The sequence below is a fragment of the Cellulophaga sp. 3_MG-2023 genome, from assembly GCF_030546975.1.
Taxonomy (GTDB): domain Bacteria; phylum Bacteroidota; class Bacteroidia; order Flavobacteriales; family Flavobacteriaceae; genus Cellulophaga.
The window spans coordinates 432,480-454,289 of sequence record NZ_JAUOPS010000001.1 but is presented as its reverse complement, the minus strand read 5'-3'; the positions used below and the strand labels follow the sequence as shown (position 1 = coordinate 454,289).

Below are 21,810 nucleotides of genomic sequence, written 5' to 3'. Positions count from 1 at the left end.
TTACAACTTACTTTTTACATAGTTAAAATTAGACTTAGAAACCTTTGCTTCTAAAGCTACAAAAAGCTTTTTATATTCTTTTTTTTGTATTAAATCATCAACCATATTTCTAGCAAACTTTTTAAACTGCCATACTGGGTGGTTTGTAGCATATATTAAATCTACTAAATTAGTTTCATCTAAATAAAACAAATCATTTAAATAAGAAAAAGCTAGTTGTCTAGTTTCAAAATACTCGCTATTATTTGTATATCCTTGTAACTCTTTTAGGTAATCACTTTTGTAATCTACATCATATTCCTTTGTCATAATAGCCAATGCCAACCACAATTGTCTAACGTTTTTGTTAGAAAAACCTATAACACCTTTTGTTTTATTTAAATATGTAGCTCTTTTAGCAGGGTTATATATCCATAATTTATACAGTGCATTTTCTATTATAGTATAACTTTTATCAGTTAAAAAAGATTCAAAATAAGTAACATCTTCACCTAATAACTTTTGTGTATTTAGCAATAACGTTTGTCTTAATACTACATCATTAGAATTTAAAATCTCAGTTTTAATTTTAGAAGATAAGAATTTAGAATAAAATTCTACAATGTATTTTTTTAGTTGGGCTGATGCTGCTTTATCCCAATACCTTTCTATAATTACATTATTTTGCTCTTTATTAACAGTGAGCTCTTTTTGTAATTTATAAAACGTTGCTATTGATGAAGAAGATTTTTTTAAAATTGACTTAGCCTTACTTATAGGAAATTCTTTTGCTGTTAACCAGTTTAATTTATAATCCTGTAAACTAACACCACTAGCCTCTTCTATACTAGATATAAAATCTGTTACTTTAACATTTTTATACTTATACTTTTGTAAGTAACTTTTAACTCCTTTATTAAAAGCATCTTTACCAACCTTGTGTACTAATGCGTGTAGAGCCCAAGCTCCTTTTTCATAAAAAGTTAAACTACTAGCTTTTGGGTTTAACAAAGCTTCGCCTCCGTTTTCCCTACTAAATTTATCTAGTTGTAAGCTTGTAGCAAATAGTTTCCAATTAAATTGCTCTTCGCCTAATACTTCTTTTTCTGCTAAATACGCATAGTAAGTTGCAAAACCCTCATGTAACCAATGACTTTTACTATCTACTTCTGTAACTAAGTCTCCAAACCATTGGTGAGCCAATTCATGTGCATTTACATTTATATAATTTTTATCATTATAAGCAATAGAATCTACAACATAAGCATCAGAAAAAATAGTTGTTGTTGTGTTTTCCATACCTGCGTACAAAAAGTCTCGTACTGGTACCTGCTTGTAAACTTGCCATGGATATGCTATACCAATTTCTTGTTCTAAAAAATTAAAAATAGCTTTGCTATACCTATATGTTGGCTCTACTTTTACAGAATCTTTTGGGTAATAATACAGCTTTAGTGGTACACCAGAGTCAGAAATTTGTTTATGTACAGTGTACTTACCAATTGCAAAGGCCAATAAATAACTAGACATTGGATTATTCATACCGTACTGCCACCTTTTTAAAGTATCTTTTACACTCGTATTTTTAAGTTTTCCGTTAGCAATTACTTGATAGTTTTTATTGAAAGTGATATTTAAATTAAAAACAACTTTCTCGTTCATATCATCAAAACTCGGTAACCAATTACTAGTATATTTTCCTTGTCCTTGTGTCCAAATTTGATTGTTTTCATCATCACTATTATTCCAACCAAAAAAGTACAACGCTTGCTTTGGCTTTGCACTGTAAACTAATTTTAAGGTATATTTCTTATTCTTTTTTAGTTTCTTAAAAATTGTAATTTTACTATCATTAATAGTAAATTTTACACGCCTATTATTAAGTAAAACTTTTGTGAAATTCATTTTTTTAGCATCTAAAAAAACCGAATCTACTGCTGCCAACGTAGTAAAAACATAGTTAACAGTACCACTAATCATTTTTGTTTGTACATTTGGTTGTACATCTATATCTGCTGTTAAAAAGTCAACTTTTGACTGCTCTTGTGCCTGTAAAACAAGACATTGTGCGCATATAAAAAGTAAAGAAAAGTATCTAAAAAAAATCATCATTCTAATTTTCAACCAAAATAAGCATTTTCATCTTTTGTGGTTGTTCAGATTCGGTTTATTTTAGTCGTATGAATCCTAATTATTTACAAACTCCTATTGCATACCTAAAAGGTGTTGGTCCTAGTAGAGCTCAAACTTTACAAGGAGAGTTAGGTGTGTATACCTATCAGGATTTATTAAACCTTTTTCCTAACAGATATTTAGATAAAACCCAGTTTTACAAAATAAATTTATTACAGCGTAATAGCGCAGAAGTACAAGTAATTGGTAAAATAATACACTTAAAAGAAATTGGTCAAAAAAGAGGAAAAAGACTAGTTGCAACCTTTGTAGATGACACCGGAAAAATGGAACTTGTGTGGTTTAGAGGTCAAAAATGGATTAAAGAAAATATTAAACTAAATGTGCCGTATGTTATTTACGGTAAAACAAATTGGTTTAACGGTACATTTTCTATGCCTCACCCAGAAATGGAACTACTAGAAGACCATAAAAAAGGGCTTAAAGTTAGTATGCAACCTATTTACCCTTCTACAGAAAAACTAACAAATAAAGGCATTACTAATAAGGTTACAAGTAAATTACTACAGCAACTATTTTTAGATACAAAAGCAAGGTTTGCAGAGACCTTACCTAATTATTTATTAAATGAATTAAAGTTAATTGGTAAGAGTGATGCACTACTAAACATACATTTTCCTAAAAGTCAAGAAGAATTAGCAAAAGCACAATTTAGACTTAAGTTTGAAGAGTTGTTTTACATACAAATGCAGCTTATTGCTAAAAAAATGGTTCGTAAAAACAAAATTAAAGGCTTTCCTTTTAATGCTGTTGGCACCTATTTTGGTGATTTTTATAACAACCACTTACCTTTTGAGCTTACAAACGCTCAAAAACGCGTAATAAAAGAAATTAGAGCAGATTTAGGTAGTAATGCACAAATGAACAGGCTTTTGCAAGGAGACGTTGGCTCTGGTAAAACCATTGTTGCTCTAATGACTATGTTGTTGGCTTTAGATAACAATTTTCAGGCGTGTTTAATGGCTCCTACAGAAATTTTAGCAACCCAACATTACCACGGAATAACAGAGTTGTTACAAGGTTTAGACATTAAAGTATCTTTACTAACAGGTTCTGTAAAAAAATCGGCAAGAAGAATTATTCATGAAGAATTAGAAAGTGGTGAATTACACATATTAATAGGTACGCACGCACTTTTAGAAGATAAAGTGCAATATAAAAATCTAGGGTTAGCAATTATAGACGAGCAACACAGATTTGGAGTGGCACAACGCGCTAAACTATGGCGTAAAAATACGATGCCACCACATATTTTGGTTATGACAGCTACACCTATTCCTAGGACTTTAGCTATGAGTTTATACGGTGATTTAGACATTTCTGTTATAGACGAACTACCACCAGGACGTAAACCAATTAAAACTGTGCATAGGTTTGACTCCAACCGATTAAAAGTATTTAGTTTTTTAAAGGACGAAATAAATTTAGGCAGGCAAGTATATGTTGTATACCCATTAATTAAAGAATCTGAAGCTTTAGATTACAAAGACTTAATGGATGGTTACGAGAGTATTGCAAGAGATTTTCCTGCTCCAAAATATCAAATATCCATTGTACACGGCCAAATGAAACCAGATGACAAAGAGTTTGAAATGCAACGCTTTATTAAAGGAGAAACTCAAATAATGGTTGCCACAACTGTAATAGAGGTTGGTGTAAACGTGCCCAATGCATCTGTAATGATTATAGAAAGTGCAGAACGTTTTGGCTTATCTCAGCTACACCAATTGCGCGGTAGAGTTGGTAGAGGTGCAGACCAAAGTTATTGTATTTTAATGACTAGTCATAAACTATCTGAAGATGCAAAAACAAGACTAGAAACTATGGTGCGCACCAATGATGGTTTTGAAATTGCAGAGGTAGATTTAAAACTTCGCGGTCCTGGAGATATTATGGGTACACAACAAAGTGGAGTTTTAAACCTTAAAATAGCAGATATTATTAAAGACAACGACATTTTACAAACGGCTAGGCATTATGCTATTAAAATTTTAAAAGAAGACCCAAGTCTTAGCAACCCCAATAATTCCGTGGTTTCTGAAGCTTATGCACAACTTATAAAGCATAAAAACATATGGACTTACATAAGTTGAACATCGTAATTTAAAACTATCTTTTAACAGTTAAATTATAGTATTCTTTATTTTTGAGAGTTAGAGGTTTTATATAGATTATAAAACAAGAATAGCGTAATAATACCCTATTTTTTATCTAAACCAAGACGAAAATAAATTATACATGAAAACACTGTTTGACAAGGTGTGGGACTCCCACGTAGTAAGAAAAATAGAAAACGGACCAGATGTTCTTTTTATAGACCGACATATGGTACATGAAGTTACAAGTCCGGTTGCATTTTTAGGTTTAAAAAGTAGAAATATTGGAGTAAAACATCCAGAAAAAACATTTGCTACTGCAGACCACAACACACCAACTATTAATCAGCACTTACCGGTTAAAGATCCTTTATCTGCTAACCAATTAAAAGCATTAGAAGAAAACTCTAAAGCACACGGTATTAGCTACTGGGGATTAGGTCATGAAAAAAACGGTATTGTGCACGTTGTTGGTCCAGAATATGGTATTACACAACCAGGAGCTACTATTGTTTGTGGAGACTCACACACCTCTACTCACGGTGCCTTTGGCGCTATTGCTTTTGGTATAGGAACCTCTGAGGTAGAAATGGTTTTAGCTACACAATGTATTATGCAACCTAAGCCAAAAAGTATGCGTATTAATGTTGTTGGCGACTTAAACAAAGGAGTTACACCTAAAGATGTTGCCTTATATATTATATCACAACTTACCACATCTGGTGCTACAGGTTACTTTGTAGAGTATGCTGGTGATGTATTTAAAAATATGACTATGGAAGGCCGTATGACGGTTTGTAACCTAAGTATAGAAATGGGCGCCCGTGGCGGTATGATTGCTCCTGATGAAAAAACATTAGACTACGTAAAAGGAAGAGAGTTTACACCAACTGGTGCAGCTTGGGATAAAGCAAAAGCATACTGGGATACTTTATATACAGAAGAAGACGCTACTTTTGATAAAGAACTAACATTTAATGGCTCAGATATAGAGCCAATGATTACCTATGGTACTAACCCTGGTATGGGAATGGGTATTGGTAAAGATATACCTACTGCAGAAAGCTTAGAGGGTGGTGTATCTACCTATAAAAAGTCTTTACAATATATGGCTTTTAATGAAGGGGATTCTATGATTGGTAAGCCAATTGATTTTGTTTTCTTAGGAAGTTGTACTAACGGAAGAATTGAAGATTTTAGAGCTTTTACAGAGATTATTAAAGGAAAACAAAAAGCACCAAACGTTACTGCTTGGTTAGTTCCTGGTTCTCATAAAGTAGAGGCTGCAATTAAAGAAGAAGGATTGCTAGACATTTTAACAGCTGCTGGTTTTGAGCTTAGAGAACCTGGTTGCTCCGCTTGTTTAGCTATGAATGATGATAAAGTACCTGCTGGTAAATATGCGGTAAGTACATCTAACCGAAATTTTGAAGGAAGACAAGGTCCTGGATCTAGAACCTTATTAGCTTCTCCGCTTGTGGCTGCCGCAGCTGCAGTAACCGGTAAAGTTACAGACCCTAGAGAATTGCTATAAAATAGCTGTTAGTTGTTAGCGCTTAACCCTTGGTTAAAAGCTACATAAAAATTGATAATTAAAATATACCAATAGCCAAAAGCTAGAGGCCAAAAGTAAATTTAAAATGGCATACGATAAATTTAATATATTAAAAAGTAGCATTGTACCGCTACCTATAGAAAACGTAGATACAGACCAAATAATACCAGCAAGATTTTTAAAAGCTACTGAACGTGTAGGTTTTGGAGATAATTTATTTAGAGACTGGCGTTACAATGCAGATAATACACCTAAAGAAGATTTTGTATTAAACCAAGATAAATATTCTGGTAAAATATTAGTTGGTGGTAAAAACTTTGGATCTGGTTCTTCTCGTGAGCACGCTGCTTGGGCTGTTTACGATTACGGATTTAGATGTGTAGTATCTAGTTTCTTTGCTGATATTTTTAGAAATAACTGTTTAAACGTTGGTGTTTTACCTGTACAAGTATCTGCAGAGTTTTTAGAAAAAATATATGCAGAAACAGAAAAAGATGCTACTGCACAGGTTGAAGTTAATTTACAAGAACAAACAATTACTATTGCGGGTACTGGTGAAAAAGAATCTTTTGATATTAATGCATACAAGAAAGAAAATATGCTTAATGGATTTGATGATATAGATTACCTATTAAATATGAAAGAAGAAATTACTGCATTTGCAGAAAATACTCCTTTGTAACTTAATACGTACCAGAATAACCGCCAACACTAGAATGAAAAGAAAAATAGAAATAATGGATACCACACTTCGTGATGGTGAACAAACCTCCGGAGTGTCCTTTTCTGTTTCTGAAAAACTAACTCTTGCTAAATTATTATTAGAAGAGTTAAAAGTAGACAGAATTGAGGTTGCATCGGCACGAGTATCTGATGGTGAGTTACAAGCTGTACAACAAATAACAAGTTGGGCAGCTACGCATCAGTTTTTAAATAAGGTTGAAGTTTTAACTTTTGTAGACAAAGGTGTCTCTATTAAGTGGATGCAAGATGCGGGTGCTAAGGTTCAAAATTTGCTAACCAAAGGCTCTTTAAATCATTTAACTCATCAGCTTAAAAAAACACCTAAACAGCATTTTAAGGAGATTGAAGAAACTATTTTGCTTGCTCAAAAGCATCAAATAGAAACAAATGTTTATTTAGAAGACTGGAGTAACGGTATGCGTAATTCTAAAGAATATGTGCATCAATTTTTAGACTTTTTATCACATCAACCTATAAAAAGAGTTTTACTACCTGATACTTTAGGTGTTTTAACTCATACTGAAACGTTTGAATATATCTCAGAATTAGTACAAAAATATCCTAATCTGCATTTTGATTTTCACGGTCATAACGATTATGATTTAAGTGTTGCCAATGTAATGGAAGCCCTAAAAGCAGGTTGCCACGGTTTGCACTTAACTGTAAATGGTATGGGAGAACGCGCTGGTAATGCCCCTATGGCTAGTGTGGTTGCTGTAATTAACGATTTTTTACCAGATATTGAAATTGCCTTAAAAGAAACATCTTTATACAAAGTAAGCAGACTTGTTTCTACGTTTACTGGTTTTGGTATACCTGCTAACAAACCTATTGTTGGTGAAAATGTGTTTACGCAAACCGCAGGTATTCATGCAGATGGAGACAGTAAAAAGAATCTTTATTTTAATGATTTGTTACCCGAGCGTTTTGGCAGAAAAAGGCAATATGCTTTAGGCAAAACGTCTGGCAAGGCTAATATTTTAAAAAACTTACAAGATCTTGGATTAACATTAAATGATGATGATTTAGGTAAGGTTACCCAACGTATTATAGAGCTTGGTGATAAAAAAGAAAAAGTTACTAAAGAAGATTTACCATTTATAATTTCTGATGTTCTTGATAGTGATAGCTATCAAGAAAAAGTAATTATAAAAAGCTATGTACTAACCCACTCTAAAGGTTTAAAACCAAGTACAACAGTTGCTGTAGAGATTGAAAATGAGGTTTTTGAAGAAAATGCTCAAGGAGACGGACAGTATGATGCTTTTATGAATGCAATCATCAAAATTTTTAAAGCTAAAAAAATTAAGCTTCCTAATTTAATAGATTATGCTGTGCGTATACCACCTGGAAGTAATTCTGATGCCTTATGCGAGACAATTATAACATGGCAAAACGGAAGTAATGAATTTAAAACTAGCGGATTAGATTCTGACCAAACAGTATCTGCTATTAAAGCAACAGAAAAAATGCTAAACATTATTTAGCAAAAAAATAGAAATAAAACTAAAGAGAAAAACATACTTATGAAATTAAATATAGCTCTACTAGCAGGAGACGGTATTGGTCCAGAAGTAATAGACCAAGCAGTAAAAGTATCTAATGCTATTGCAAAAAAATTTAATCATGATATTAACTGGACACCAGCATTAACTGGTGCTGCAGCTATTGATGCTGTTGGAGAACCTTACCCAGATGAAACACATGCTATTTGTGAAGCTGCTGATGCTGTTTTATTTGGTGCTATTGGTCATCCTAGGTTTGATAATGACCCGTCTGCTAAAGTAAGACCAGAACAAGGTTTGCTTAAAATGAGACAAAAATTAGGTTTATTTGCTAATGTTAGACCTACATTTACATTTCCTTCTTTAATAGATAAATCGCCTTTAAAAAGAGAGCGTATTGAAGGCACAGACCTTATAATTTTAAGAGAACTTACTGGCGGAATTTATTTTGGTGAACGTGGACGTAAAGACAATGGCGATACTGCTTTTGATACTTGTACCTATACAAGAGCTGAAGTACAGCGTTTGGCTAAAAAAGGATTTGAATTAGCTATGACACGTTCTAAAAAGCTTTGTTGTGTAGATAAAGCAAATGTATTAGAATCTTCTAGATTGTGGAGAGAAACTGTACAGGCAATGGAAAAAGAATACCCTGAGGTAAAAGTTTCTTATGAGTTTGTAGATGCTGTAGCTATGCGTTTGGTACAATGGCCAAACTCATATGATGTAATGATTACAGAAAACCTTTTTGGTGATATTTTAACTGATGAAGCTTCTGTAATATCTGGATCTATGGGATTAATGCCATCTGCATCTGTAGGAAAAAAAGCAAAGTTATACGAACCAATTCACGGATCTTACCCGCAAGCTGCTGGTAAAGATATTGCAAACCCATTAGCAACAGTATTATCTGCTGCAATGTTATTTGAAGATTTTAAATTGACTGAAGAAGCACAGGCCATAAGAGATGTTGTAAACAAATCTTTAGCAGAAGGCATAGTTACCGAGGATTTATCTGAAGGTGGTAAAGCATACAAGACTAGCGAAATTGGAGACTGGCTAGCCAAAAACATATAATCTTAGTACAATTATATAGTAGTTAAAAGCCTCTAAATTTGATTTCAGAGGCTTTTTTTATGTTTATTACCAACTAACACCTGCTCCACCACCACCAGAACTACCACCACCAAAACTTGATGATGAATAGGATGACGATGATGATGAAGATGAATAACTACTTGAAGAACTAGAACTGCTTGATGAACTAGAGCTTTCTCTAACCAACTTAGCTAAAACAACTACTTGAGATGTTTTATCATTACAATTTTTACACTCGTAATAATCTACACGTTCACCTTCTCTATCGTAATTTGGACTTTTTGTAACCCTTGACCTAGTTTTACCTTTAGTTTTATAATTACACTGGCTACATTTTGAATATTTTCTACTAGAATTACCATCATATTTTAATATTAAAATATCACTTTTATCCTTAGTTACCCAAACATCATAGTCTACAGAATTTATATCTTCTTCTACAATTTCACCCTTTTTTAAAAAATCTCTTTCTTTTTTAGAATCTAATAAAATTAAAGGTTTACCATTCACTTTACTAAATCTTGGGTCATATCTATATTGCTTTAACCTTGTTTTTATAGTTTGACTCATACCCCATAGAGGAAAAGGAAATAAAAAAGCAAAACAACCTATTTCTATCTTTTTTAAGCTATTGTATTTATCATAATAATCTTCTTTAGATGTATCTATAAATTTAATTTTTAGAGAATAATAAATGGTAAGAAAAATTAGAAAAAACACATATATAATCGAAAAAAGAATCCACTTATTTATTGCTATTACATCATCTATAAATAATAAAAATGCAGAATCGCCATCATCTACTTCATAAGTAACATCATTAGAGTATATATAATCTATAGCATCTGGAGTTTCTACAAACTCTTTTACCCTTTCTGTTGCTTTTAAAAGGCCTTCACCATATTCACCTTCTTTAAAAAACGGAACAATTTCATCTGTACCAATTCTGTAACAAATATTATCTGTTAATATAGCCTCTAAACCATAACCAGTTTCAAACTCGGTTCTACGTTGGTCCATTACGGTTAAAATTAGTAAACCATTATCTTTATCTGCTTTACCTATACCCCATTTATTAAAAAGTTGTGTTGCAAATTTTTTAGGTATTTCATCACCTATACTTTTAACAACAACAATGGCAACCTCTGCAGATGTATTCTTTTCTAACTCAAATAATACTTTATTAATCTCCTCTTCATAAACAGCAGAAATATAACCGTCTGGGTCTGATACATATCCTAAAACACCTTTTCCTCTTGGTTTAGGAATTTCTAATATAGAGTAATAGTCTATTTCTCTATTAGAATATTTTGGTGCTTTAAAAACAGGGTATTTAAAAGGCTTTTTAGTATGTTTAGTAGATGTTGTTTCATCAAAAGTTGCATCATCAACTGTTTCTGATATTTCTTCGTTTGTAATATAGCCTTGAGTTACAACTTCTTCTACTTCTTCTACTTCTTCTACTTCTTCTTCAACTGTGTTTAATTGTATTGGTATTTCATCTTCTGAATCATCATAAATTACAGCTTCTTCAATTTCAGAATAATCTATTTCTTCGGTATTTTTCTCTTTACAAGACGCAACTAAAAAAAAGAACAGTAAAAAATAGCAGTAGTGTTTAAATTTCATAGGTTAGTTATATAAAAAACTAATCTAGAAATAAAAAATAAGGCAGGCAAACTAAAATTACTTGAGCATTAATCTTCAGAAATATTTAATTTTCTTTTTCTCCTTCTACTAATCACAATACCAACTGCTATTAGTGCTCCTGTACCAGCCAATATAGCACCTACATAACTAGAAGAAACCACACTATACCCCATTGCAATTGGTAAACCTGCCAAAAATGCACCAGAAGCATTTCCCATATTAAAAGCACTTTGGTTCATAGAAGAACCCAACATTTCTGATCCTTTAGATGCATTAATAATAGCCATTTGTAAAGGTGTAACGACGCTAAAAGAAATAGCCCCTATAACAAATGTTAGCACTAATACTAAAACCGGACTAGCAGCCACTAATGCATTAATTATTAAAACAGTTGCCATTAGCCCTAAGCTAGTAATTACAGCTCTCATTGGCGACAATTTTTCTGTTAGTTTTGCTCCTAAAAAGTTACCGGCAACCATACCCAAACCAGCTAAAATCATAGCATAACCAATCATATACTCTGGGTATTTAGAGACATCTGTAATTAATGGTGCTATGTAACTATACCAAGCAAAAAAGCCACCTGTACCTACAGTTGTTAATAGTATTAATATCCAAAGTTCTATTCTTTTAAAAATTTTAAAATCTTGTTTAATACTAACTGTAGATGCTGGTTGTAGTTTTGGCATCCAAAAATAAACCGTTAGCATTGCCAATATACCAACAACACCTACCATTATAAAAGCTACATTCCAGCTAAAATGATGTCCAAAATATGTACCTATTGGCACACCAATAACATTAGCCACAGTAAGACCTGCAAACATAATTGCCATAGCTTGTGGCTCTTTACCTGGTGTTGCTAATTTACCTGCAACAACTGCTCCTATTCCAAAAAATGCTCCGTGAGGTAAACCAGATAAAAATCTGAAAATTAATAAAGACGTGTAATTATCTGCAAAGGCAGATAGCGTGTTAAAAACTGTAAACCAAAGCATTAAACCAAGTAGCATTTTATGAGATGGCCACTTACTCCCAAGACTAGACAGGATTGGGGCACCAACTACTACACCTAAAGCATATACGGCAATAAAATGCCCTGCCTCTGGAATTGTTATATTTAATGCATTAGCTACATCTGGCAAAATTCCCATAATAACAAACTCGGTCATACCAATACCAAACCCACCAATTGCTAAAGCAAGTAACGCTTTTTTATTCATCTTTTTTGTGCTCATTTTTCTACTGCTTTCTAAATAAATTAGAGTCTCTTTTACATTTAAAATAAGCAGACAAAGGTAGCCAGAATACAATTGAAACTAGTATGTAGAATTAACACATTTATGTTAATTAATGCATAAAAAACAATTGGTCTCTAAAATTCTACAATTGGGTATTTCTTTTTATTAAAGCATTAGAAACAAGATCACATTTGTAGCATCAATCAAAATAAACAATAAAAAAAATTAAAATGAAACAGCTTATTTTTTTACTCTTTACATTATCAACTTGTTCTTTAATTGCACAAACAACAATTAGTGGTAAGGTTACAGACAATAAAGGTGTGCCAATAAGTGGTGCTAATGTATATTTAAATGGTACTTATGATGGTACAGCAACTATAAATGATGGTACCTTTAAATTTACAACTGAAGAAATAGGAGAGCAAACTCTAATAATTTCTTTTGTTTCTTTTGAAAGCTATAGTAAAACCGACTTAGTAAAGAACCTTAATAACCTACAAATAAAACTTAAAGAAGATGTAAATACTTTAGATGCAGTTATTGTAAATGCAGGGTCTTTTAAAGCAGGTGAAAATGCTAAGGTTACAGCGTTAAAACCCTTAGATGTAGTTACAACTGCTGGCGCAATGGGAGATTTTATTGGAGCTTTGCAAACATTACCAGGTACCTCTAATGTAGCAGAAGATGGCAGATTATTTGTACGTGGTGGCGATGCAGAAGAAACTCAGATTTTTGTAGATGGTATGCGTGTTTTTACGCCCTACTCACCTACAGCCAATAATATACCTACACGTGGCAGATTATCTCCTTTTTTATTTAAAGGAATTACTTTTTCTACTGGTGGATATTCTGCTGAATACGGACAAGCATTATCTAGTGTTTTACTCTTAAATAGTATTGATGAGCCCGATGAAGAACGTACAGACATATCTTTAATGACTGTTGGTTTAGGCGTAGGAAACACACAAAAATGGGAGAAAAACTCTTTAAGCGTAAATGCTTCTTATATAAATTTACAGCCTTACCAAGAACTTTACCCAGACAATAATGAGTGGCATAGACCAGTACAGTCTTTAGGTGGTGAAGCTGTTTACAGACATAAAATTAATGACAATGGCTTACTAAAATTATACGGCGCTTTTAGTGCTTTGGATTTTGATTTAACACAAGAAGATATAAATATTGATGAAGGTGTGCGTTTTGGAATGAAAAACAGAAATTTATACTTTAATGCATCTTACAAAGACTTTTTTAAAAACGATTGGAGCATACAAACTGGTTTGTCTTATGCCAATGATTATTCTGATTTAGATATTGTAGATGATACAGTACAAGACACAGAAAACTCGGCTCACTTTAAAATAAAACTAAGTAAGTTTTATAATAGCAGATTTCGTTTAAATTTTGGCTCAGAATATTTTATAACCAACTTTAATGAAGATTATATTAATAATCTTAACCAAAAATATAATTTAGATTTTAGCAATAATATAGCAGCTTCTTTTGCTGAGACAAATATCTTTTTCTCTAAAAAATTAGCTGCAAATGTTGGCTTACGTGCAGAATACTCTAGCTTATTTAAAGATTTTACAATATCACCTAGAGCATCTATTGCATACAAATCTGGTCAAAATTCTCAAGTTTCATTAGCGTACGGACAGTTTTATCAAAATCCTAAAAACGATTATTTAAAATTTAATACCAATTTTTCAGCTCAAAACACAACGCATCTAATTGCTAATTATCAATATGTAAAAAACAAACAAATATTTAGAGCGGAAGCATACTACAAAGATTATAATAGTCTTGTAAAATATAACACAGAACAGCCCATAGCAACTTCAAATTATAGCAATAATGGTTCTGGTTTTGCAAAAGGATTAGATTTATTTTGGAGGGATAATAAAAGTATTAAAAATACAGAATACTGGGTGTCTTACTCATATTTAGATACTGAACGAGATTATAAAAATTACCCAACTAAAGCTACTCCAAGTTTTGCATCACAACATAACGCCTCTTTGGTTCTAAAGCATTTTATAAGCGATTTAAAAAGTCAGGTCGGTATAAGTTATAATTTTGCCTCTGGGCGTAACTATACAGACCCAAACAAAAGTGGTTTTTTAAATAGTAAAACAAAAAACTACAATGCTGTAAATGCTAACTGGGCATATTTAATTAATCAGCAAAAAATATTGTATTTCTCTGTTAGTAATGTTTTTGGTACGCAAAATGTAAATGGGTATCAATTTAAAAATCAATTAAATAGTAATGGTGTTTTTGAAAGTAGAACTATAAGACCAGCTGCGGATCGTTTCTTTTTTGTTGGGTTCTTTTGGACTATTAGTGATAATAAAAAAGACAACCAACTAGATAATTTATAAATCTACGTTTCAGAAACTAAAAGTAACAATTGAGTAACTTAAAAATGCATAACCAACCAAAGGTTATAATATTTGAAGAAATAAACAACAACATAAAAATTAATAAGATGAAAAAGATTGCCCTATTATTAGCCTTTGTATGTGTAACAAGTTTAAGTGCACAAACACAATATGAAAAAGGAATGACCAAAGCTTTTGAACTATGGAAAAATAACGAGAGTGCAAAAGCAATACAAATGTTTGAGCGTATTTCTAGTGTAGAAAAAGAAAATTGGCTACCACCTTATTATGCTGCTACCGTAGAAATTATTAGTGCATTTGGTGTTAAGGATGAAGCCGTACTAACTGCTAAACTAAACAAAGCAAAAACATTTTTAGATGCCGCTGACAAACTATCTAAAAACAACCCAGAAATATTAATGTCATATGCGTTATTAAACACAGCATATATTGCTTTTGACGGACAAAAATATGGAATGACGTTATCTGGTAAAAACGTTGCAATTTATAATAAAGCATTAGCAATTGCACCAAATAACCCAAGAGTAGTTTTAGGTAAAGCAGAATGGGATATGGGAGCTGCTAAGTTTTTTGGACAACCACTAGAACCATTTTGTAAAGATGTAAAGAAAGCTATAGAGTTATTTGAGAAAGAAGAACAAACAATTAAATTTTACCCATATAGTGGTTTAGACAGAGCTAAAGAAATATTGGAAAACTGCGAAAAAAAATCCTCTCAAAATTAATTGAGAGGATTATTATATGTTTAAAATTTAATTCTATAAAATATAATCTGTACTAATAAAGTTAGATAATCTAGTCTCTAACAATTGCTCTATAATTTCGTTATTAAGCTCATTGTCTTTAGAAGCTACAAAAGTACGTACAGAAAAAGAACGTAAAGCATCGTGCACACTTAATGTTGCTTGTGCAGAGTCTTTACGACCTGTAAATGGGTAAACATCTGGACCTCTTTGGCAAGAGCTATTTAAGTTTACTCTACAAACTAAGTTTACTAACGTATCTATTAAAGGAGCTAGTGTATACACATCTTTACCAAATAAACTAACTTGTTGCCCATAATTAGATGCAGCCATATCATCTAAAGGTTCTTCTATGTTACTAAAAGAAACTACTGGTACTACTGGTCCAAATTGTTCTTCTTGGTACACACGCATATCTTTAGAAACTGGGTATAATACCGCAGGCCAAATGTAATTATCTGTAGTTTCTCCTCCTTTTTTATTTAAAATTGATGCTCCTTTTGATTTAGCATCATCTATAAGTTCTTGTATGTATGCAGGTTTATTAGGCTCTGGTAATGGTGTTAGTTTAGCTCCATTATCCCAAGGGTTACCAAACTTAAGTTCGTCTACACGTTTAGCAAAACGCTTGTTAAATTCTTCTGCAATACTCTCGTGTACATAAACAACTTTAAGAGCTGTACAACGCTGACCATTAAAAGATAAGGTACCTGCAATACATTCATCTATAGTTAAATCTAAATCTGCATCTGGTAAAATAATTGCAGGGTTTTTGGCTTCTAAACCTAAAACCAAACGTAACCTATTACTTTTTGGGTGCTGATCTTGTAATGCATTTGCAGACTTACTATTACCAATTAAAGCAAGTACATCTACCTTACCTGTTTTCATTATAGGACTAGCTACTGCTCTACCTCTACCAAAAATAATGTTTACAACACCATTTGGGAAAGATGATTGAAAAGCCTCTAACAAAGGAGTAATTAACAAAACACCGTGTTTAGCAGGTTTAAATATTGTTGTATTCCCCATTATTATTGCAGGAATAAGCAATGCAAAAGTTTCGTTTAATGGGTAATTATAAGGTCCTAAACAAAGAACAACCCCTAACGGTCCTCTACGTATATGAGCATAAACACCATCGTGTTTTTGAAACTTAGCAGCATCCCTGTCTAACTGCTTATAGTCTTCTATAGTATCTTTAATATAAATTACTGTACGGTCAAATTCCTTTTCAGAATCTGGTAAAGACTTACCTATTTCCCACATTAAAAGTTTTACAACTTCATCACGCTTAGTAATCATTTTTTCTACAAACTTCTCCATACAATCTATACGTTCTTTAACACGCATAGTTGGCCAAGCTCCTTGACCTTGGTCGTAGGCTTTTAAAGCTGCATTTAATGCATCTAAAGCCTCTTCTTCTCCCATATCTGGAATACTACCTAATAAAGTAGGTTTATATTCTTCAGTAGATGATATTGTAGAAAATACTTCTGTTGTTGCACCATCCCATTTTTTAAGATCGCCACCAACTAAGTATTCTTTTTGCTCTATTAACTCTGTAATTTTATATTCTTCAGGTATTTTTATTGTACTCATTTTATATCAGTTTAAAGACTATTTCTAATATCTTGAGTAGTGAATTTACTAAATCTTACGTTTAAACTTGTTGTTATAATAGATTATATTTTCTGTTGTTAGAGCGAAAACGTTTTCAATTTGATTTTTTAATAAAAAATTAGCAAAATGTTTATTTTTATACTAAATATTGAAACAAATCTGGCTTATTATTTAAGTAGTCTCCAAAGAAATTATTTTCTTTCATTCTAGTAATTAATGGTTCTAAATCCTCAGGAGTTTTCAACTCTATACCAACTACAGCAGGTGCATTTTCTTTGCTCGATTTTTTAGAATATTCAAAATGAGTAATATCATCTGTTGGACCTAAAATTTCTGCAACAAATTCTTTTAGGGCTCCAGGACGTTGCGGAAAACGAACAATAAAGTAGTGCTTCAAATTTGCAAATAGCAAAGCACGCTCTTTTATTTCTGCAGTTCTAGTAATATCATTATTACTACCACTAACAACACAAACCACATTTTTACCTTCTATTTGTTTTGCATATTGGTCTAAGGCTGCAATAGTTAAAGCTCCCGCAGGTTCTACAACAATAGCATCTCTGTTATACAAGTCTAAAATAGTTTGGCATACTTTACCTTCTGGCACTGTAATAACAGCATCTAAATAATCTTTACAAATCTCAAAAGTTAAATCGCCCACACGTTGTACTGCAGCACCATCAACAAATTTATCAATTTGTGTAAGTTGGGTATTTACTCCATTTTCTATACTAGTTTTCATAGATGGTGCACCAGCAGGCTCTACTCCTATAATTTTAGTAGTAGGAGATAACGCTTTAAAAACACCACACAAACCAGCAGCTAAACCACCACCACCAATAGCTACAAAAATATAGTCTATTGTTTTTTTAGATTGATGAATGGCTTCTAAGCCAACTGTAGCTTGGCCTTCTATAGTTTTTGGATCATTAAAAGGGTGTACAAATACCTTTTGGTGCTCTTCACAAAACTGAAGAGCTGCTTTAGAAGAATCGTCAAAAGTATCGCCTTCTAAAACAATAGTAACCCAATCTCCACCAAACATTTCTGTTTGTTCTACCTTTTGCTTTGGTGTAACAGAAGGCATATAAATTGTGCCTTTAATTCCTAAATGATTACACGCAAAAGCTACACCTTGAGCGTGGTTACCTGCACTTGCACAAACAACTCCTTTTTTTCTTTCCTCATTACTTAAAGAGCTAATTTTATTATATGCTCCTCTAATTTTATAAGATCTGACTCTGTGTAAATCTTCTCTTTTTAAAAGGATATTTGTGTTAAATAATTTAGAGTAGCGAATACTCTCTAATAATGGTGTTGTATCTGCAACTGCACTTATTGTATCAGCTGCTTTGCGTATGTTTTCTATATTAGGAAAATAATTCATAGTGTAAATTTAAAAAACCTTTGTTGTTGAAACCTAAATATTTTTATGAATTTATCTTTAAATAGACACTTAAATTAACTTAACAATCTCCAAAAGTTAACACCTACTATTTTTTATAATAAAAAGCTATTAAAACCAATTTTCCCCTCTAAATTATAATTTGTCAGTTCTTGTCTAGTCTGTATACAGTACATTTTTCTTTTTAAAATTTATTTTAGCGACATTATTAATCATTATCAATTTAATACCTATAAAAATATTGAATTGACAATTTATACTCCAAATATATATTATGAAAAACTGTAAAATTTTTATTTACTCACTACTTACTTTTATGTTAAGCTGTAGCTCTAAAGACATAGAGTCTCCTGATTTAGAAAATGAAACATCAGAAATTGTTAATTTAGATATTAATGACCACATAATTTCTACAAAGTCTGATTGTAATCTTACCAATACTCAATTATTTGACACCCCTGCTACTAAAAATGGAGTTTCTGTAAACAGAGGCGAATTTGATATGGGGGCTTGGAAAAAAGTTGAAGAATTATCTGATGAGTTTAATTACCCTGGAGGAAAAACTTCTCCTACCTTTTCTGAAAAATGGAACTTAGGTTATGTAAATAGTTACACTGGACCTCTCCCAACTGTATGGACAGGAAACTCTATTGGTTTTGAAAATCAAGGATCTAATGATAATAGAGTATTGACATTAACAGCACAAGTAGAAGGTTCTGGGAATTCTAAAACATTAGAATGTGGTATGATTTCTACTAAAGCTACAAGCAGTTACCCATTGTTTCAGGAAGCAAGAGTTAAAGTAAGTAATTCACAATTAGCTAATGCTGTTTGGATGATTAGTAATGACTCTGGACAGTTTGAAGAAATTGATAATCTAGAAACATATGGGCCAAGAATTAGACTTGATGGAGAAGAATGTGATAAACCTTATTTTGCTGATAGGTTACATTTAAGCCATCATACCTTTAAAAATGTAGATGGTGAGAGACTAGATTATCAACCTCAGAAAGAAACTTGGATGTCTAGAAAACAAAATTCTTCAAGTTGTGGCAGGGATAATGATGTAAAATGGAATGAAGCATACCATACCTATGGTGTAAAATGGGTAAGTCCTGAAGTACTTGAATATTTTGTTGATGGAAAAAGAGTGAAAATCATATCTGGATTACGAGACGAAGACGGTATTGATCCGGAGAATTATACAACTTGCGGAGATGGTCTTACAAAAGAAATGCATATGCTAATTAGTCAAGCTGCTCAAGTATGGAGATATGGCGGAGTTACTGAGTTTTGGAATAGTACCGATATTAAATTTGGAGCCGACACCAAAATGTCTGTTGATTGGATTCGTGTATATACACCAACTGGAACTACTAATAAAATAACCTGTAATTAAGAGAAAAGCTTAAAAAATAAAAAACGTATTTAACTCCACTGTAATTGTTTTGTTAAATACGTTTTTTATAAAAGATATATTAATTATACAATAGGTTTCATTGCAGTCATAGACGCTCTTAATCTAGCACCAACAATTTCTACAGGATGCTCTCTTAATGCTTTGTTTACAGCAATTAATTTAGCATTATCTACACCATTACCTGCGTCTGCAGCATATGATTTTCCAATAACAGAAGTATCTACTTTAGCCATAAAATCTTTTAATAGAGGTTTACAAGCATGGTCAAATAAATAACAACCATATTCAGCTGTATCAGAAATTACTCTATTCATTTCAAATAACTTTTTACGGGCAATTGTATTTGCAATAAGTGGTGTTTCATGCAAAGACTCATAGTATGCAGATTCTGCAATAATACCAGAGTCTGTCATAGCCTCAAAAGCAAGCTCTACTCCTGCTCTAACCATTGCAATCATTAACACGCCGTTATCATAAAATTCTTGCTCAGAAATTTCTACATCACCAGCAGGTGTTTTTTCAAAGTTAGTTTCTCCTGTAGCTGCACGCCAATCTAACAAGTTTTTGTCGCCATTGGCCCAGTCCTCCATCATTGTTTTAGAAAACTCACCTTCCATAATATCATCCATATGTTTTTGGAATAACGGACGCATTATGTCTTTTAACTCTTCAGCTAATTCAAATGCTTTTATTTTTGCAGGATTAGACAAACGATCCATCATATTAGTAATACCACCATATTTAAGACCTTCAGTAACAGTTTCCCATCCGTATTGAATTAATTTAGAAGCATAACCAGCATCTACGCCTTCAGCTACCATTTTATCAAAACAAAGAATAGAACCTGTTTGTAACAAACCACATAAAATAGTTTGCTCTCCCATTAAATCTGATTTTACTTCAGCAACAAAAGAAGACTCTAAAACACCAGCCTTATGACCGCCTGTACCTGCTGCATACGCTTTAGCTTGTGCCAAACCTTTACCTTCTGGGTCGTTCTCTGGGTGTACCGCAATTAATGTTGGTACACCAAAACCTCTTTTATATTCTTCGCGCACCTCTGAACCTGGAGATTTAGGAGCAACCATTATTACAGTTAAATCTTTACGTACTTGTGTACCTTCTTCAACAATATTAAAACCGTGAGAATACGATAACGTAGCTCCATTTTTCATTAATGGCATTACGGTGTTCACAACATTTGTATGTTGTTTATCTGGAGTAAGGTTAATTACTAAATCTGCCGTTGGTATTAAATCTTGGTAGTTACCTACTGTAAATCCGTTTTCTGATGCATTTTTGTACGATGCTCTTTTTTCTTGTATAGCAGCATCACGCAAAGCATAAGAAATATCTAAACCAGAATCTCTCATATTTAGTCCTTGGTTTAAACCTTGTGCTCCACAGCCAATAATTACTATTTTTTTGCCTTTTAAGGCTGTTACACCATCAGAGAATTCTGTAGTATCCATAAATCTACATTTACCCAACTGAGTTAATTTGTCTCTTAGTGATAAGGTGTTAAAATAATTTGACATTTTCTGTACTCTTTTTTCTCTCAATATCTAAACTGAGAATGATTAATTAATTATGTTGAAATTCTTCTAATAAGCTACTAATTCGCATTTCTGCTTTACTCACTGCAATTCTACCAGAACGTACAAACTGCATAATACCATAAGGTTCTAGTTGGTCATGCATTTTATTAATCTCGTCTCTTTTTCCGGACTTAGAAAGCACAAAAAAATCTCGTGCAACAGTAACTATTTGTGAGTTATTTTCTTTGATAATGTTTTGAATCTCTCGCTCATCAAACAATAAATCTGATTTTATTTTAAACAAAGCAGACTCTTGATAAATAATATCATCATCACAATGGTAATATGCTTTAATTACCTCCACCTGTTTTTCTATTTGACCTACAATATTTATGACCCATTGCTCTGTTGTATTTACAACAATTGTAAATTTAGAAACACTATTGATCTCTGATTTTGAAACATTTAAAGCCTCTATATTGATGTGTCTTTTTAAAAATATGCCTGATATTCTATTTAACAATCCAACGTTGTTTTCAGAATAAACCGATATGGTATACCAATTATTTTCCATTTTTTTATTGCCCCAATTTTACTTTAATAAAAAGTTAT

At 32.3% G+C, this 21,810-nt stretch carries 15 protein-coding genes; 8 read left to right on the top strand and 7 right to left on the bottom strand.

All coding sequences use genetic code 11. The features are described 5' to 3' along the window. Positions 1-2,091: a M1 family metallopeptidase gene (locus Q4487_RS01785; RefSeq protein ID WP_303542705.1), complete on the bottom strand. Its 2,091-nt coding sequence runs from the start codon at positions 2,089-2,091 to the stop codon at positions 1-3. A 68-nt stretch (positions 2,092-2,159) separates the two neighbouring features. Here Q4487_RS01785 and recG point away from each other — a divergent pair, with 68 nt between their 5' ends. The 5 genes from recG (at position 2,160) to leuB (ending at position 9,149) form a co-directional block, all read left to right on the top strand. After that, positions 2,160-4,265 carry an ATP-dependent DNA helicase RecG gene (recG, locus tag Q4487_RS01780; protein ID WP_303542703.1) on the top strand — a complete coding sequence of 702 codons (2,106 nt, stop codon included), beginning with the start codon at positions 2,160-2,162 and terminating at the stop codon, positions 4,263-4,265. Positions 4,266-4,410: 145 nt separating this feature from the next. Further along, complete coding sequence (gene leuC, locus Q4487_RS01775) at positions 4,411-5,802, top strand: 3-isopropylmalate dehydratase large subunit (protein WP_100896121.1); 1,392 nt, start codon at positions 4,411-4,413, stop codon at positions 5,800-5,802. A gap of 106 nt (positions 5,803-5,908) precedes the next feature. Beyond that, entirely contained in the window at positions 5,909-6,505 is a 597-nt protein-coding gene (leuD, locus tag Q4487_RS01770) for a 3-isopropylmalate dehydratase small subunit (RefSeq protein WP_100896122.1), read from the top strand. A 34-nt stretch (positions 6,506-6,539) separates the two neighbouring features. Next, a complete protein-coding gene (locus tag Q4487_RS01765) occupies positions 6,540-8,054 on the top strand; it encodes an alpha-isopropylmalate synthase regulatory domain-containing protein (RefSeq protein ID WP_303542700.1) in 1,515 nt (504 codons plus the stop codon). A gap of 39 nt (positions 8,055-8,093) precedes the next feature. After that, positions 8,094-9,149 (top strand): 3-isopropylmalate dehydrogenase, encoded by a 1,056-nt coding sequence (gene leuB / locus Q4487_RS01760; protein ID WP_303542698.1) that lies wholly within the window; start codon positions 8,094-8,096, stop codon positions 9,147-9,149. A 66-nt stretch (positions 9,150-9,215) separates the two neighbouring features. Here leuB and Q4487_RS01755 read toward each other — a convergent pair whose 3' ends face one another. After that, positions 9,216-10,799: a YgcG family protein gene (locus tag Q4487_RS01755; RefSeq protein WP_303542696.1), complete on the bottom strand. Its 1,584-nt coding sequence runs from the start codon at positions 10,797-10,799 to the stop codon at positions 9,216-9,218. A gap of 68 nt (positions 10,800-10,867) precedes the next feature. Further along, positions 10,868-12,058 carry an MFS transporter gene (locus Q4487_RS01750; protein WP_303542694.1) on the bottom strand — a complete coding sequence of 397 codons (1,191 nt, stop codon included), beginning with the start codon at positions 12,056-12,058 and terminating at the stop codon, positions 10,868-10,870. Between the two features lie 233 nt (positions 12,059-12,291). Between Q4487_RS01750 and Q4487_RS01745 the strand changes: the two genes are divergently transcribed. Both Q4487_RS01745 and Q4487_RS01740 read left to right on the top strand, forming a co-directional pair. Beyond that, positions 12,292-14,448: a TonB-dependent receptor gene (locus Q4487_RS01745; protein ID WP_303542692.1), complete on the top strand. Its 2,157-nt coding sequence runs from the start codon at positions 12,292-12,294 to the stop codon at positions 14,446-14,448. A 107-nt stretch (positions 14,449-14,555) separates the two neighbouring features. After that, a complete protein-coding gene (locus Q4487_RS01740; protein WP_303542690.1) occupies positions 14,556-15,194 on the top strand; it encodes a hypothetical protein in 639 nt (212 codons plus the stop codon). Between the two features lie 33 nt (positions 15,195-15,227). On the opposite strand, the gene Q4487_RS01735 is transcribed toward Q4487_RS01740, so the two are convergent. Then, positions 15,228-16,814, bottom strand: coding sequence for an NADP-dependent glyceraldehyde-3-phosphate dehydrogenase (locus tag Q4487_RS01735; RefSeq protein ID WP_303542688.1), 1,587 nt, complete (start codon positions 16,812-16,814; stop codon positions 15,228-15,230). 157 nt (positions 16,815-16,971) lie between these two features. Then, positions 16,972-18,222: a threonine ammonia-lyase IlvA gene (ilvA, locus tag Q4487_RS01730; protein ID WP_303542686.1), complete on the bottom strand. Its 1,251-nt coding sequence runs from the start codon at positions 18,220-18,222 to the stop codon at positions 16,972-16,974. A 292-nt stretch (positions 18,223-18,514) separates the two neighbouring features. On the opposite strand from ilvA, the gene Q4487_RS01725 reads away from it, so the two are divergent. Beyond that, positions 18,515-19,639 (top strand): hypothetical protein, encoded by a 1,125-nt coding sequence (locus tag Q4487_RS01725; RefSeq protein ID WP_303542684.1) that lies wholly within the window; start codon positions 18,515-18,517, stop codon positions 19,637-19,639. Between the two features lie 83 nt (positions 19,640-19,722). On the opposite strand, the gene ilvC is transcribed toward Q4487_RS01725, so the two are convergent. Further along, positions 19,723-21,198, bottom strand: a complete 1,476-nt coding sequence (ilvC, locus tag Q4487_RS01720; protein WP_303542682.1) for a ketol-acid reductoisomerase — start codon at positions 21,196-21,198, stop codon at positions 19,723-19,725. Positions 21,199-21,244: 46 nt separating this feature from the next. Then, positions 21,245-21,772, bottom strand: a complete 528-nt coding sequence (ilvN, locus tag Q4487_RS01715; RefSeq protein WP_100896132.1) for an acetolactate synthase small subunit — start codon at positions 21,770-21,772, stop codon at positions 21,245-21,247. Positions 21,773-21,810: the final 38 nt, after the last annotated feature.